The following is a 14,783-nucleotide window of genomic DNA, read 5'->3' as shown; positions in this document are numbered from 1 at the left end:
TTTTAGTTATTCCTATTTCGGAATTACGATCTCGGACTGATCGCCATTACTGGTATCCAAAATATTGATTAAAAGTCCCTGATTAGTATTGGTAATCTGTAAATAAAGCGATCCGAAAAGATAATTTCCGGGCTTTATATTTCCGTCACCAAACTGTTCATCAAACAGTTTTCTTGAAAGTTCACTGAGAATCTGTCTGTTGAGACTCTGGGTAAAGCTGTCAAGAGAATTTACACGATCCAGCAAATCGCTGAAATCATTTTTTTCGTCAAATTGGTTTTGTGCATTGGCAGAGCTTAAAAGCCACTGGTAATTAAATGTATCTCCTCCAAAAGCCGGATTGACCGGTTTGTAGACGAGCTGCTGAGATTTTCCGTAGAAAATACCCGCAATAAAGGTCAAAATAATGATAAAAGTTTTCATGGCGGACATTTTTAGTAGATAAATTCATTTTTAATAAGGTTTTTCTTAGCGTTAAATTCTTTGATATATTTTAAGCTGTAGACAAGCTGCTCTTTTAAATAATCTTCTGCAGGATTGGTCATAAAACTGTAAATAATTTTATCCTCAATCTGGATATTGATCTGGCCGCTTGTTCCGCGAAGGGGAAGTTCTGTAATCGTAACGGCACTGCTGCTTTTATCCGGAAGCTGGCTGTATTGCATATAAAACAGATCATAAAAATCTTTTCCAACCTTGGTTTTGGTTTCATCAATCGTAAGTCCTCTCAGTTCATAAGCCGCATCTTCTTCAACCTTTGCTGTTTTCTTTTTAAAAAGATCACTGTTAAGCTCCAGGCTGTCTTTAGCAACCAGCTTTTGTGTTTCCTCATCTCTGATATAAAGAAACGCCTTCAAAGCATCTTTTGATTCAAGATTTACACTGATCTCCGATAATATTTTGACTTCATTGGGATTCACAGAAAATTTACCATTCTGCTGATTGTTTGAAAGGTTCCCGCCGTTTCCTTTTTTAATAGAAACCAAAAGATAATTCAGTTCCTTATAAACAGGGGTATTGTTCATTACAATTGCTTTCAGTATAACCTGATTTTCAAGGAGGCTGCTCTCTATCCTTGCGTTTATTTTTTTATCTTCCTGCCCATAAGTCCATACAGACAGGAAGCTAAAAAATGTGCTCAGGCTAAGGGAATATAAAAGTTTCATCATTTGTGTTTTAATAGTTTCTCATGAAAACTGTTTTATTGTCTCCCTTTACATTGATCTGAATTCCATCCGAAATACTGTTGTTTCCCGTGACATCAATAATATTATTGTTTCCTTGTGCAGTAATGGCAGCTTTAGTTTCTTTATCTGTAAATGAATTGATAAAATAAAGCGTATTAAAGTCTCCCAGTTGTTTTACGGCAATATTAGTTCTGGCATTAAGAGAAAGCTCGGCATTGTTATAATCACCCATCTGAATGATATTGGTACCGTATGAAGTCTGATCAATCTGCTGCCTGGCTATAAGATTAAAGATTGTATTGCTGTTGATCTTATCCCAGTCTATTTCTTGTGCCTGTAATGGCAATAATATGAAAAGAGCAAAAACACTCCATCTTAAAGTAAACATGGCCTCTATGTATTAAAGATACTGATGCAAACCGGAGAAAACTGGAGGTAAAAAAGGAGAAACCCTGTAGTTTCTCCTTTACAATTTCTAAGATTTACAGTATGTGTTATAGGGCTTAATTGGATTGATTCACAATCATTGAGTTTCCGTTACCTACCTGAGCTCCTAAGTGGAAATGGCCAGTACCACTTTGAGCTACCCAGGTAAAGTTACCATTACCCATCTGAAGGTCAATAGCTGTATTGGAATCTCCTATCTGGAACTGATAAAGCTGATTGGCACTACCTATCTGTAATCCAGCAGATGTATTATCATCTCCTACCTGAACTGAAGCGGCAATATTACCTGATCCGACTTGAGCATGAGTAGCACTGTTATCATTACCATCCTGATACTGAACAAGGACATTGTTGGCTCCTATCTGAAGTCCGCTGGCATCATTTCTTCTTCCCAACTGAATTTGATAAGCGTCATTACCACTACCTAACTGAATTGCTGAAGCATCATTTCTTCTTCCGTCCTGATATTGAACGACAGAGTTACCTAATCCTACCTGTACCGAAGAAGCATCATTTCTTCTTCCGATCTGAGTTTGTTCTGTAGAGTTAAGAACTCCAAGCTGCCATGTTGAAGCAGAGTTTCTGTTTCCAAGCTGCATTACTTCGTTTGAATTTCCGATACCTACCTGATCTACATCTATAGAGTTTCTGTTTCCGATACTTTGTGCAGTATTAACGTTCAAAATACCTACCTGATCAATGTCTGCAGTATTACGATTCCCTGTCTGTGTCAAAGAGTTGATATTCAAAAGACCAGTTTGATCCACAGTAGCAACATTTAAGTTTCCTGTCTGGGTAGTCACATCAATATTGAATTGTGCGAATCCGAAACTCATGGCGAATAGTGTAAGTACACCTGTAAGTAAATTTTTCATCTTAGTAAAAATTAATTGGTTAATAGTAAGGCAAAGGTAGCCTCTGTATAAAAATGAAAAACCACCATCAAAGTGTAAATTTCAAAAGTCACTGTTTATAGTTGTAAGGGTCACTATTTACCGTTGTACGGAAGTCATTGTTTTCAGTTACGGAAAAATACGGGAGTCTTTTTCAGAACTATAAACAGCTCATTCAGTGGTGAATACTTCATTTTCTCCGGCTGCGATTTTCATTCATTTTTCAAAATTCACCATGAGCATTAAAACTTCACAGTTCCTGGTTTTAAACTCTTTACGATCACCAACAACTCACCTTTCATCTGTGAGCTAAAATTCACAACTACTCACCTTTTCATCCTAATATTACATAGGTTAATTAATGTTAAGGCCCTTATTTCTTCAAGATATATTGTTAAATTTGAGGTATGGAAAATTTTGGAAAAGATTTATTACGAAAAATAAAAAGTGTAGAACTTCCCGGTGAACACGCCCATGGAGTTTTCTCACCTCCCTCCCGCCCTGTTTTTACTTATGATGAAGTATTGGCAAAGAATCCCAAATTTGCAGCTGTTAATATCGTTCTGTATCTGAAAGACAACGAGTGGTATTTTCCATTGATTCAAAGAACGATTAATGAGCACGACAGACACAGTGGGCAGATTTCACTGCCTGGAGGAAAGCGTGAGGAGATGGACAGAGATTTTGCGGAAACCGCAGTTCGGGAAACTTCTGAAGAAATCGGAATAGACAAACATTATGTAAGGATCATCAGAGAAATGTCTCCTATTTATATCCCACCGAGCAATTTTTATGTATATCCCTATATTTCTTATACTAAAAAGAATCCTGCCTTCGTTCTTCAGCAGACGGAAGCTGTGGAAACCATAGAATTTCCTATCACTTCCTTTCTCAACCTGTCTGATACCCCCGAAATCATGGCACTGCCCAATGCAAACGGATATGAGGTTCCTGTGATCAATTTCAACGGATACATTATCTGGGGTGCTACAGCGATGATATTAAGTGAATTCAGCCAGTTGCTGAAAAAAATGTAACTTTGCACTACCGTGTTTAATTGAGAGATGGCGAAGAAAAATATTTTCACCGATGCATTCGGAACACCTTATTTTTTGAAAAGGTTTATTATTTTTATTTTAGGAGTTGTATCATACAGAAGATTCAACGGCTTTAATAAGTTAAAGATAACCGGAACAGAACACCTTGTGGATCTTCCGGACTCTAACGTACTTTTTGTATCCAACCATCAGACTTATTTTGCAGATGTGGCAGCAATGTACCATGCTTTCTGTGCTGTAAATAACGGATATTTAAACACGATAAAAAACCCGATCTACCTATTGAACCCTAAGATCGATTTTTACTATGTAGCAGCTGAGGAAACCATGAACAAAGGTATTCTTCCCAAAATTTTCAAAATTGCAGGTGCTGTAACGGTAAAAAGAACATGGAGAGCTGAAGGGAAAAATGTCAACAGAATGGTAGACATGAGTGAGGTAGACAATATTATGAAAGCATTGGACAATGGCTGGGTAGCGACTTTCCCTCAAGGAACTACTTCCGCTTTTGCACAGGGACGAAGAGGAACAGCCAAATTGGTGAAAAATCAGCGTCCTATCGTAATTCCGATCAAAATAAACGGATTCAGAAGAGCTTTCGATAAAAAAGGGCTCCGCGTAAAGGTAACCGGTGTAAAACCTACGATGGAATTCAAAGCCCCTTTGGATATTGATTATGATAATGAAAAAGCACCGGAAATTTTACTGAAAATCATGACTGCCATTGAGCAGACAGAAGATTTCAACCTATTACACAGTTATGATGAAGAACTTAAAGCTAAAAAATTAGAACAAAAGGACTCAAATAATTAAAGTAATGACAAAAATTATGAACAAAATACTTGGAATCTTATTCGCAATCATAGTATTAGTTTCATGCAACAGCCAAAAGGTATATTCGGATTTTGATATCAGCTATTCGAAAAGTGGAGGCTATGCTCCTATATATGAAAACATGCTTATAAAGGGTAATAACGTACACTACTCTTTTGAAGGACAGGGTAAAAAATATAAACAGGACTTTAAAATTTCTGATGAAGATTTAAAGAAACTGGATCAGGTGCTTTCTCAGAATAATTTCAGAAGAATACAGGAAGACCGAAAAAAATTGTACGACAATATTTCAACTTCCATCAATGTTAAGAAAGGTCCAAATGAAGGAAGTAAATCAGATGCCAGCATGATCATCCCGAATTATCAGACCAACTGGAACAACATTCTTGAAGCTTTCCAGCAGGTCATTAATACTAATGTTAAAAAACAGTAAATACAATTGAAAACCCACTTCATTGCCATTGGCGGAAGCGCCATGCATAATCTTGCGATTGCATTAAAAGACAAAGGATATCAGGTGACAGGTTCTGATGATGCCATTTTTGAACCTTCAAAATCCCGTTTGGAAAAGAAAGGAATTATGCCTCAGGAAATGGGCTGGTTCCCGGAAAAGATCACTCCGGATATTGATGCTGTTATTCTTGGAATGCATGCCCACCAGGATAATCCTGAGCTGGCAAGAGCAAAAGAACTGGGTCTGAAAATATATTCTTATCCTGAATTCCTGTACGAACAGTCAAAAAATAAAACCAGAGTTGTCATTGCAGGATCACATGGTAAAACAACCATTACTTCAATGATCCTTCACGTTTTGAATTTCCACCAGAAAGATGTGGATTTCATGGTAGGGGCTCAGCTTGAAGGTTTCGACTGTATGGTAAAACTGACTCAGGATAATGATTTCATGGTTTTGGAAGGTGATGAATATCTTTCTTCTCCTATCGACCTTCGTTCTAAGTTTTTACTGTATCAGCCGAATATTGCATTAATGAGCGGTATTGCCTGGGATCATATCAATGTTTTCAAAACATTTGATGATTACATAGATCAGTTCAGAAAGTTTGTAGCGAGTATTACAGCAGGTGGAGTTCTGGTATACAATGAAGAAGATGCTGAAGTAGTGAAAGTAGTGGAAAATGCAGAGAACTATTTCAGAAAAATCCCTTATAAAACTCCTGAATATGAAATCAATAATGGTAAAGTGTATTTAAAAACTGAAATGGGAGATGTTCCTCTTTCTGTTTTTGGGGCACACAACCTGTTGAATATGGAAGGAGCAAGACACATCTGCCGACAGCTTGGCATTATGGATGAAGACTTTTATGAGGCTATTATGAGCTTCAAAGGAGCATCCAAGCGTCTTGAAAAAGTAGAAAGAGAAGATAAAGGAACACTTTATAAAGATTTTGCCCATGCACCAAGCAAGGTGAAGGCAGCTGTAAAAGCATTCACGGAGCAGTTTAAAAATGATAAGAAATACGGATTTCTGGAGCTTCATACCTATTCCAGCTTAAATCCGGCCTTCCTTGAGCAGTATGATCATGCAATGGATGGCTTGAATGAAGCTATCGTTTTCTACTCTGAAGATGCTTTGAAGATCAAGAGAATGGAACCTATTTCTCCTGAGTTTATTAAAGAAAAATTCAAGAATGAAAATTTAAAGGTTTTCACAAATGCTGAAGATCTTCATGCCTATTGGAATACATTGGATAAAACGGATGGTGTTTATCTCATGATGAGTTCCGGAAATTTTGGTGGTCTTGATTTAACAAAATAAACAAAAAGCTTCAGAATAATCTGAAGCTTTTTTATTAAATATTATCATTCAATTTTCTTGTTATTGGTCAGTTCAATATTTTTTATGGAGCCCAACGGTGTTATTTTTATTGTTTTATTTCCTTTTGCCAGATAAATATAATACATGCTGTTGGATCCTATCAGATGTACCTGTTCAAACTTATCATCACCATAGTTTAATCTATAGTCATATTTAAGTTTGTTCTCCCTTATCTTTCTGGTAAGCCCAAATCCTTCTCCCAGGCCTATTCCTACAAAGAAAGACAGCAGCATCATGGCCAGAAACTTCACAAACATATTGGTAAAATGATTCTCAATAGCCTCTTTGCTCATATTTTCATGTCCTTTGAGAGATGCCATCTGGAATGCCCAACGTTTATTTTTACTGGCCTGTTTTGATAAAAAAGAGGGAAAAGCAAATGAAAATATAATGATACCGATGAGGAGAATCAATATCACAGGATGAGCCGTTAAGGTAGCAATCGGACTGATTAGGATGTCCATAATTGTTGAGTATTTTAGAATATTAATGCCTATCTGGTAATAGAAGACACTTTCTTTTAATATTCCCATTACGACAAGAAACAGGTAGCCGAACGGAAGTGATCTCTGAATTCCCTCTGAAAATTTCATTTATTTTCGCTGATTTTAGTTTTTATCTTTCACGAAAATAGAAAATTACAGGCAAATTGAAACTATCCTGATCTATCTTTCACATTCTTTGATCAGATTTCCCAAAATTTCTTCTGTAGAAAGTTCACTATACTGATGAATAGACTGCCCAACCCAGATTCCTACAAATTCCGGATTTTGCAAAGATTTTGCTGCTTTACGCAATGCATTGGTCAATTTGTTCTGATAAGGATAGGGTAAAATATATTCTGAATTTTCAACCGTTTCTATAAATTGATTTTTCACTCCTCTGGCATATCTTCCGGAGAAACTTTTTGTTAAAACAATTTCTTCTTCTCTTACTTTTTTCAGTCTTTCCTTTTCAAAAAGCTGTAAAGCACTTTCCTGAGAAGCCAATAGAAGATTTCCCACCTGAAAGCCCTGTGCTCCTAAATCCTTAACAGCTTTCAATGTTTTAATTCCATAAATTCCCCCTGCATAGATCAAAGGAACATTCACATGATCATACACCTGTGACAGCAAAGATAAACCTCCGATCTGCAGAATATGCTCTGCCTCAAAACTTCCTCTGTGGCCTCCAGCCTCTATTCCCTGAACACAGATAATATCAATACCAGATTTTTCAAGTTGCAAAGCTTCATTCACAGATGTACAGGTTCCGATAAGAGTAACGCCGTTATCTTTTAATTTCTGAATACTCTGATCATCAAGATTCCCGAAGGTAAAACTTAAGATCTTACAGTTTTCTTCAATGATGGCATCTACCTGCTCATGATAAGTGTTTATACTGATCGTCTCAAGTTCCGGAAACTCTACTTCAATATTATTTTCTCTGGCCAGCTGCTCAAGAAACTGCTTGGTTCTAATAAATTTTTCTTTTAAAGCATCGGTCACTTCAGGAATGTGATGTACAAATATATTTGCTGCAAAAGGTTTATCAGTCAGTTTTTTCGTTTCCCTGATCAATTCAACAGACTGGTCCGCAGAAAGATCTCCCAGCGCCAATGATCCCAAACAATCTGCTTTTGCAGCAGCAGCCACCATATGTACCGTACTTACTCCAAACATCGGAGCCTGAATAACAGGGTATTGTATCCCTAGTTTTTTACTGATTGTATCTGGCCAAAACATAAGAATTATTTTTATTAAAATGTACGAAGAAAGCAGCAATACTTTTTATTCAATGATATGATATTGCTCAGAATATGCTTTAGGGTTTAAGGTTGTTGATAAACATCCATTGTACATATTACAAAGCAAGATTTATTTTGATTTCCTGAGTTCTTTATAATGTAATTTTGATGTTGGTTCAAGCTTTTCTGTTGCATAAGAAAATGTAATGGCAGGCATTGTTTTCACATAGGTAGTGAGAAAATGATTTAATTTCTTTTTATCTTTTTTTCCAGCTTCTCTTATCCAGCTTCCCACCGCTTTATTCACCAGCTCATTCGGGTCATGAACAAGGACTTCAGCAATGGCAAAAGTATCTTCCACATCATTTTTTCTGATAAATGCATGAGTGCTTACAATGGCTGTCCTTCTTTCCCATGGACTTTCGGAATAAGCAAGTTTATATAAAATATCCCTGGGTTTGTCTATAAGATATTCCCCAATAATATTTCTGGCCGCCCTGTCTACAAAATCCCAGTTATTCAGACGGTCATGGCGTTTCAGATACAGATTAAAAAGGTCTTTTTTCTGATCTTCAGTTGTTTTTTTACTTCTGGCCTGAAAATCCATGATACTCACGGCACCCATTCTTATTTCATAATAATCACTGTCAAGAAGTTTGTTGATCTCATCCAAAGGCATCGCAGAAAACTCTTTAGCAATAGTAAAGACATCTCCGAATTTCACACCGAAGCTCTTTGTAATTCCATCATTTCCTTTGAAAAACTTCTCAGCTTTATTGAGTTCTTTTTCATTTTTAAATAATGAAAGCGTTTCTATGAATTCTGCTGCAGTCATGGGTTATTATTTATTAAAAAAATCCCGCAGGTTTCACAATAACTCAGATTCCTGATCTGTACATTCATGAAAACTGCGGGAGTTATTCTATTTGTATTTTTTAAATTAAATATCCGCTACGGAATTCAACATTTTTTGTTCCCATTCAGGATCTTTAGGATCAAAGAATAGCCTTTTTCCTGTATCTAAAGAACGGACAACATTCATTTCATCTTCTGTCAGTTCAAAATCAAATACATTAAAGTTTTCTTCAATTCTCGATGGCGTCACAGATTTTGGGATCACTACAAATCCCTCTTGAAGGTGCCATCTCAGAATTACCTGAGCTACGGTTTTACCATATTTTTCAGCAATCGCCTGCAGGTCAGGATTGCTTAAAAGTTGGGCGTTTCCATTTCCAAGCGGACTCCAGGGCTGTGTTATGATATTATTTTCTCTGTCATATACCTGTAATTCTTTTTGCTGGAATACAGGATGTAGCTCAATTTGGTTGATTACCGGTAAAACTGTTGAATTGGCCTTTAATTCTTCCAGTTTCTCGATCGTAAAATTACATACGCCTATAGCTTTGATCTTTCCTTCCTTATATAATTCTTCCAAAGCTTTCCAGGTTCCTAAAAAGTCCCCATAAGGCCAGTGGATAAGATACATATCAAGATAATCCATCTGCAATCTGTCTAATGTTCTCTGAAAAGCACTTTTAGCTTTTTCATACCCATGATCCTGAACCCATACTTTTGAAGTGATAAACAAAGCTTCTCTGTCTACTCCACTATTTTTTACTCCAGCACCTACTGCTGTTTCATTCTGATAAATAGCAGCAGTATCAATCATTCTATATCCGCTCTGAATAGCTTTTATTACTGCATTCTCACACTCTTTCAGGTCTTCCATCTGCCATACTCCAAAGCCTAAAGCAGGAATATCCACTCCGTTATTTAAGGTTACCACAGGCTGCCCTGTATAGGTTTTCTTTTGCATAAGTCTTTATTTTAATTATTAATATAAAGTGATAAACAAATTTGCAACAAAAATTTGAAAACTCTGCTTACCAATTTTACTGTTCCTGTTAAAAAATTGTTATTTGATGGGTGATTAATAATGTGTGAAAATTTGTTCCGTTAAACTACCCCGTATTTTTACTTTGCAAAAATCCACCCCTTCAGAGAAGGGGAATAAGTGGTCATTAAAACCTACCATACCCAGTTCTACCTTCCATCTTCCATCCTCAAATTCACTTCCCCCTAGCATCACACCTCTATTTTCCCTATTTTTGTTTAAATTAAAAAAATCATGTCACAATACATCAGACTGGCTACTGCAGAGGATTATCCGAGAATTATGGGAATCTGGGAATCAGCAGTAAAAGCAACTCACGATTTTCTTTCTGAAGAGGATTTCAATTATTTTAAAGAAGTTATTCCAAGAGACTATCTTCCTAACCTGGAAGTTTATTTAATTACTGAAGACAACGAAGCTAAAGGATTTGCCTCCGTTGCAGAAGGCAACCTGGAAATGCTTTTCATTCACAATGATACGCGTGGAAAAGGCTATGGTAAAACATTGTATCAGTTTATGAAAGAGAAAACCGGACTCACCAAAGTGGACGTCAATGAACAGAATCCTCAAGCGATTGGATTTTACGAAAAAATGGGTTTCAAAAAGATCGGAAGATCAGAAAAAGACGGCTCAGGAAAGGATTATCCACTTATTCATATGAGTCTGTAAATGGAATTTTTTTCATTCAACCAATTACATTCTGATTCGGAAATCCCTTATCATTTACTGCTCCTGGCAGATGAAACCAAAGAAGCTATTGACCAATATATTTTCAAATCTGACATTTATCTTTTACATGACGGCATCAAAAACATTGCGGTGATGGCATTATGCAAAATCAGTGATACAGAACTGGAAATCAAAAATGTTGCAGTGATTGAAAGCTACAGAAGCAAAGGAATCGGAAGCATTCTGATGAATAAAGCTAAGGAAATTGCCAAAGAAAACCATTATAAAACACTGACTGTTGGAACGTCGGATACCGGCTTCCAACAGATCAGATTTTATGAGAAAAACGGTTTCATCAAAAGTGGAATTCTGAAAGATTTTTTTATTGAAAATTATCCAGTCCCCATCTATGAAAACGGTTTACAAATGCGGGATATGGTTTTACTAACCCATCACCTGACGGAATAAGCCTTTAATATGCTCTATTTCGGTTTGGTAATTCGTTTTCTTACGACATCCGAAATACAGTGTATTTTCCAGCTTTTTCTTTCCTTCCCAGATCAGTTTCACCTCACCGCTTTCAATATCATTCTTGCATAGGAAATCGGGAACAACAGCTAATCCTGTTCCCCCTTTCAGACATCGGATAATTGAATTCAGGTTGGGAACTATATAATTCGGACGGAAATTCGGTTTATGACCAAAATTCAAGGTCCAGAACTGGAAAAGGTGTTCCATATCTCCGGTGGTTCCGTACCATTTTTCGTTCTTCAGCCATTCTTCAATCTGCTCTGCGTCTTTTGTTTTTAAAACTTTACTGAAAGCTGCAGTATCTACATCCTTCCCACCTACCAAAATAATCTGCTCAGAAGAGAAAGCTTCATGTTCTATATTGGGTGAAGACCCTTTTTTCGGGGTGATAATAAGATCCAGAATTCCTTTATCCAGCTGATCCAGCATTTCAGGATACTCTCCAAAACTGATAATCAGGTTAAAAGGCAATGAAGAAACATATTGTTCCAAAGTCGTCTGAAAAGTTTCAAAACACATTCCAACACTAATGGTAGGCGTATGTTTTTCTGTAGATTTCTGGAAGTTTTTTTCTACATCTTCCAGTTTGGTAATAGGTTCAGCAACGGCATTAAATAGTACTTTCCCACGCTCTGTCGGGATCATTTTTCTACCGGTCCTGTCGAATAATTTGTATCCTACATAAGCTTCCAATGAGCTTAAATGCAGACTCACTCCCGGCTGTGATATGAATAAAGCATCCGCAGCTCCAGTCAATGTCCCGGTTTTATATATCGCCTTAAAAGTACGATACCATTCTAAATTGACCATAATTTAATTATTAATATTCTGATGCAAAATTACAAAATAATTATAATATTAATACATTTTCATTCTTTAGAAATGATGCATAATAATCCGGAATCCCACTTTCACGTATCTGACGGATCGTTTCATCAATCGGATACGGTAATTGTACAATTTCAGGTGTTATTTTTTCTTCATCCAAAGTGAATATGACATAAGAAGCCAGTCTGTTCTCTTCTTTAGAACGGCCCACGGAGCCACAATTGACTGCCCATGTATTATTCCTAAACTGTTTTTTGAATGATAAATGGGTATGCCCCATCACGACCACATCAGCACCAGCACTTTCCAGCATCATCTTAAAAACCTCATCATTTTCTGATTCATACAAATAGGTATCATTGCTTTCAAGACTGGAATGAACCAATTGAATATTCCAGTGTTTCTCCCCTACTTTATAGTTTAATTTTAAATGAAAAGGCAGCTCTGATAAAAATTTTTTATTATCTTCTGTAATATATTTTTTAGAATGATCGATCGCTATAAATCTGGCATTCGTCTCTTCTTCCGAATGTTTGGACAAAGGAACTACTGAAATATCAAAAGCGATTCTTTCATCATGATTTCCCATCAGACAGGGAATGTTCAGGTTTCTTATTTGTTCTATCACTTCATTTCCCCAGGGTGCAAAATCCACCAGATCTCCTAAACAGAACTTCTGTCTGATTCCTCTCTTCTCTATATCTTTCAACACCACTTCCAATGCAGGAAGATTCCCATGCACATCACTAAAAACAGCTACCTGTATCATTGTCCTTCAATTTGTTAAACAAATTTACATGACAGAAGGGTATTTCAGTTCAGATATGATATGACATTTTACCATGAAAACGGAAATGGTCAATGGTAAATTTTTGTTGTGCAGAGTCAATCGTGAATCTATAATTACAAAAATTCACAAGCGAAACGAACTGACTTTTCACCATTCACTCCCAACCTTCAACTTTAAACCCCAAACATTGAATCTTATTAACTATAATTTTAATAATACATACCTATGATTTATATTATTTTTATTATACAATCATCCATCCTAACTTTGCAGAGTAAAATTTAAACAATCATAAAAAAATGAAAAAAGTACTAATCATCAACGGAGGACAGAATTTCGGACATTCCGGAGGAAAATATAATCAGACTATTGCAGAAAATACATTAAAAACTCTTAAAGAATTTGATAACGTAGAAGTAAAGATAACCAATGTAAGTGAAAACTACGACAAAAATGAAGAAGTGCAGAAGTTTGTATGGGCAGATTACATCATTTACCACACTCCTATCTGGTGGTTCCAGCTTCCAAACGGATTAAAAAAATATATTGATGAAGTTTTCACAGCAGGTCATGCAAAAGGAATTTATATGAGTGATGGAAGAAGTGCTGAGAATCCTGAAATAAACTATGGTACAGGAGGAATGCTTGGTGGAAGAAAATATATGCTGACTACCAGCTGGAATGCTCCTGCAACAGCCTTCACGCTTCCCGGAGAATTCTTCAGTGAAAGAAGTGTAGATGATGGACCGTTATTTGGTTTCCATAGAATGAATGCCTTTGTCTCATTAGAGAAAATGGAAAGTTTCCACTTTCATGATGTGGAGAAAAATGCCAATATAGAACGTGATATGAAGCTTTACAGAGAACATGTAAGAAACGTATTTGAAAAAGAATTAAAACCAGAATTAGTATCATGAAAAAAATATTGATAACAGGTATTACCGGCTATATTGGCGGGACTATCGCAAAAAAACTGCTTGACAGAAATTATGAAGTAACCGGCTTAGTTCGTAACGAAGCTCATGTACAGGAACTGGAATCATTGGGAATCAAAACCATTATCGGGAATATTTACAATGAAGATTTAATAAAAACAGCCGTTGATGGTGTTGATGCAGTAATCCATAATGCTGATTCCGCAGATGATGCCTATGCTGTGGATAATTTTATCAAAGCAATGGAAGGAAGCCATAAAACATTCATATTTACTTCAGGGTCTGCTATTTTCGGAGGTAAAGAAAATGGTAAAAGAAATGATTTTGTTTTTACGGAAGATTTTCCTCTAACACCAAGACTGGAAATGGCGTCAAGAGTGCTTATTAACAATTATGTTCTTCAATCTGTTCAAAAAGATATAAGAAGTATCGTTATTGTTCCTACCATGGTTTACGGAGAAGGTCTGGGAATAAAAAAAGACAGCATCCAGATTCCGGCTTTGGTTAATTTTTCCCAGAAAAAAGAACATGGTATTTATTTTGGCGAAGGTGAAAACATCTGGTCCAACTTACATATTGAAGATTTGGCAGACCTGTATGTGCTGGCTCTGGAAAAAGCAAAGGGAGGTTCCATCTATTATGCAGAAAATGGTTCTTCCTCTTTAAAAAACATTGCAGAAGTTATCAGTAAAAAATATAATCTGAAACCAGCACAATCTTTAAGTATACAGGATGCTGTTGACAATTTCGGTCCTGCGGGCGGCTACTTCGGTTTTGCATCCAACAGCAGATGTAATGCGGACAAAGCCAAAACAGAACTGGAATGGAAACCTATCTATAACTCAATTGAAAATTTTATTTAATATGAAAATTCATCTTACAGCAATTATAAAAGCCAAAGAAGAGCATCAGGCAGAAGTATTGGAAGTTCTTCAGAATATGGTAAAAGAAACAAGAAAGGAGGAAGCATGTGAGCTTTACAATCTTCATCAGGGCATTGAAGACAAAAACCAGTTCGTTTTCTACGAAATCTGGAAAAGTGATGAAGGACTGGCTCAGCATAATCAACAACCTTACATCCAGGCTTTCGGAGCTTTGGTGGATGAAAAACTTCAGGAAAAGCCACAGATTTATATCACCAATATTATTTAATA

At 36.4% G+C, this 14,783-nt stretch carries 19 protein-coding genes; 9 read left to right on the top strand and 10 right to left on the bottom strand.

Annotation, left to right across the window (positions count from 1 at the left end; translation table 11 throughout):
* Positions 1-12: 12 nt before the first annotated feature.
* The 4 genes from KIK00_RS20360 to KIK00_RS20345 form a co-directional block, all read right to left on the bottom strand.
* The gene (locus tag KIK00_RS20360) at positions 13-423 is read right to left on the bottom strand and encodes a curli production assembly/transport component CsgF (protein ID WP_077414270.1); all 411 of its coding nucleotides are present in this window, start codon (positions 421-423) and stop codon (positions 13-15) included.
* Positions 424-434: 11 nt separating this feature from the next.
* Entirely contained in the window at positions 435-1,169 is a 735-nt protein-coding gene (locus KIK00_RS20355) for a curli production assembly/transport protein CsgE (RefSeq protein WP_255814105.1), read from the bottom strand.
* 7 nt (positions 1,170-1,176) lie between these two features.
* A complete protein-coding gene (locus KIK00_RS20350) occupies positions 1,177-1,575 on the bottom strand; it encodes a hypothetical protein (protein WP_255814104.1) in 399 nt (132 codons plus the stop codon).
* A gap of 115 nt (positions 1,576-1,690) precedes the next feature.
* Positions 1,691-2,509 carry an RIP homotypic interaction motif-containing protein gene (locus KIK00_RS20345; RefSeq protein WP_255814103.1) on the bottom strand — a complete coding sequence of 273 codons (819 nt, stop codon included), beginning with the start codon at positions 2,507-2,509 and terminating at the stop codon, positions 1,691-1,693.
* Between the two features lie 425 nt (positions 2,510-2,934).
* On the opposite strand from KIK00_RS20345, the gene KIK00_RS20340 reads away from it, so the two are divergent.
* From KIK00_RS20340 to murC, 4 genes are read left to right on the top strand one after another with little or no spacing between them, the layout of a single operon-like run.
* A complete protein-coding gene (locus KIK00_RS20340) occupies positions 2,935-3,564 on the top strand; it encodes a CoA pyrophosphatase (RefSeq protein WP_047373747.1) in 630 nt (209 codons plus the stop codon).
* A gap of 27 nt (positions 3,565-3,591) precedes the next feature.
* A complete protein-coding gene (locus KIK00_RS20335) occupies positions 3,592-4,398 on the top strand; it encodes a 1-acyl-sn-glycerol-3-phosphate acyltransferase (RefSeq protein ID WP_047373745.1) in 807 nt (268 codons plus the stop codon).
* A 16-nt stretch (positions 4,399-4,414) separates the two neighbouring features.
* Complete coding sequence (locus KIK00_RS20330; RefSeq protein ID WP_255814102.1) at positions 4,415-4,852, top strand: hypothetical protein; 438 nt, start codon at positions 4,415-4,417, stop codon at positions 4,850-4,852.
* Positions 4,853-4,858: 6 nt separating this feature from the next.
* Positions 4,859-6,196 carry a UDP-N-acetylmuramate--L-alanine ligase gene (gene murC, locus KIK00_RS20325; protein ID WP_255814101.1) on the top strand — a complete coding sequence of 446 codons (1,338 nt, stop codon included), beginning with the start codon at positions 4,859-4,861 and terminating at the stop codon, positions 6,194-6,196.
* 44 nt (positions 6,197-6,240) lie between these two features.
* Here the strand turns inward: murC and KIK00_RS20320 are convergent, their stop codons facing one another.
* The 4 genes from KIK00_RS20320 to KIK00_RS20305 form a co-directional block, all read right to left on the bottom strand.
* Positions 6,241-6,849: a hypothetical protein gene (locus KIK00_RS20320; protein ID WP_255814100.1), complete on the bottom strand. Its 609-nt coding sequence runs from the start codon at positions 6,847-6,849 to the stop codon at positions 6,241-6,243.
* Positions 6,850-6,921: 72 nt separating this feature from the next.
* Positions 6,922-7,980, bottom strand: coding sequence for a nitronate monooxygenase family protein (locus KIK00_RS20315; RefSeq protein WP_255814099.1), 1,059 nt, complete (start codon positions 7,978-7,980; stop codon positions 6,922-6,924).
* A gap of 132 nt (positions 7,981-8,112) precedes the next feature.
* Positions 8,113-8,817 (bottom strand): DNA alkylation repair protein, encoded by a 705-nt coding sequence (locus KIK00_RS20310; protein WP_255814098.1) that lies wholly within the window; start codon positions 8,815-8,817, stop codon positions 8,113-8,115.
* A 105-nt stretch (positions 8,818-8,922) separates the two neighbouring features.
* Positions 8,923-9,798, bottom strand: coding sequence for an aldo/keto reductase (locus KIK00_RS20305; protein WP_255814097.1), 876 nt, complete (start codon positions 9,796-9,798; stop codon positions 8,923-8,925).
* A 312-nt stretch (positions 9,799-10,110) separates the two neighbouring features.
* Here KIK00_RS20305 and KIK00_RS20300 point away from each other — a divergent pair, with 312 nt between their 5' ends.
* The gene (locus tag KIK00_RS20300) at positions 10,111-10,545 is read left to right on the top strand and encodes a GNAT family N-acetyltransferase (RefSeq protein WP_255814096.1); all 435 of its coding nucleotides are present in this window, start codon (positions 10,111-10,113) and stop codon (positions 10,543-10,545) included.
* Complete coding sequence (locus KIK00_RS20295; RefSeq protein WP_255814095.1) at positions 10,546-11,013, top strand: N-acetyltransferase; 468 nt, start codon at positions 10,546-10,548, stop codon at positions 11,011-11,013.
* Here the strand turns inward: KIK00_RS20295 and KIK00_RS20290 are convergent.
* Together KIK00_RS20290 and KIK00_RS20285 are read right to left on the bottom strand one after the other, a co-directional pair.
* Positions 10,990-11,886, bottom strand: coding sequence for a LysR family transcriptional regulator (locus tag KIK00_RS20290; RefSeq protein ID WP_255814094.1), 897 nt, complete (start codon positions 11,884-11,886; stop codon positions 10,990-10,992). The genes KIK00_RS20295 and KIK00_RS20290 overlap by 24 nt on opposite strands.
* A gap of 40 nt (positions 11,887-11,926) precedes the next feature.
* Positions 11,927-12,673 carry a metallophosphoesterase gene (locus KIK00_RS20285; protein WP_255814092.1) on the bottom strand — a complete coding sequence of 249 codons (747 nt, stop codon included), beginning with the start codon at positions 12,671-12,673 and terminating at the stop codon, positions 11,927-11,929.
* Positions 12,674-12,993: 320 nt separating this feature from the next.
* Between KIK00_RS20285 and KIK00_RS20280 the strand changes: the two genes are divergently transcribed.
* From KIK00_RS20280 to KIK00_RS20270, 3 genes are read left to right on the top strand one after another with little or no spacing between them, the layout of a single operon-like run.
* Complete coding sequence (locus KIK00_RS20280; RefSeq protein ID WP_255814091.1) at positions 12,994-13,611, top strand: NAD(P)H-dependent oxidoreductase; 618 nt, start codon at positions 12,994-12,996, stop codon at positions 13,609-13,611.
* Positions 13,608-14,492, top strand: a complete 885-nt coding sequence (locus KIK00_RS20275) for an NAD-dependent epimerase/dehydratase family protein (protein WP_255814090.1) — start codon at positions 13,608-13,610, stop codon at positions 14,490-14,492. Before KIK00_RS20280 ends, KIK00_RS20275 begins: the two co-directional genes overlap by 4 nt.
* 1 nt (position 14,493) lies before the next feature.
* Positions 14,494-14,781: a putative quinol monooxygenase gene (locus KIK00_RS20270; RefSeq protein WP_255814089.1), complete on the top strand. Its 288-nt coding sequence runs from the start codon at positions 14,494-14,496 to the stop codon at positions 14,779-14,781.
* Positions 14,782-14,783 lie beyond the last annotated feature (2 nt).

Source organism: Chryseobacterium sp. MA9, from assembly GCF_024399315.1.
GTDB lineage: Bacteria > Bacteroidota > Bacteroidia > Flavobacteriales > Weeksellaceae > Chryseobacterium.
This window is presented reverse-complemented; position numbering and strand designations above follow the sequence as displayed.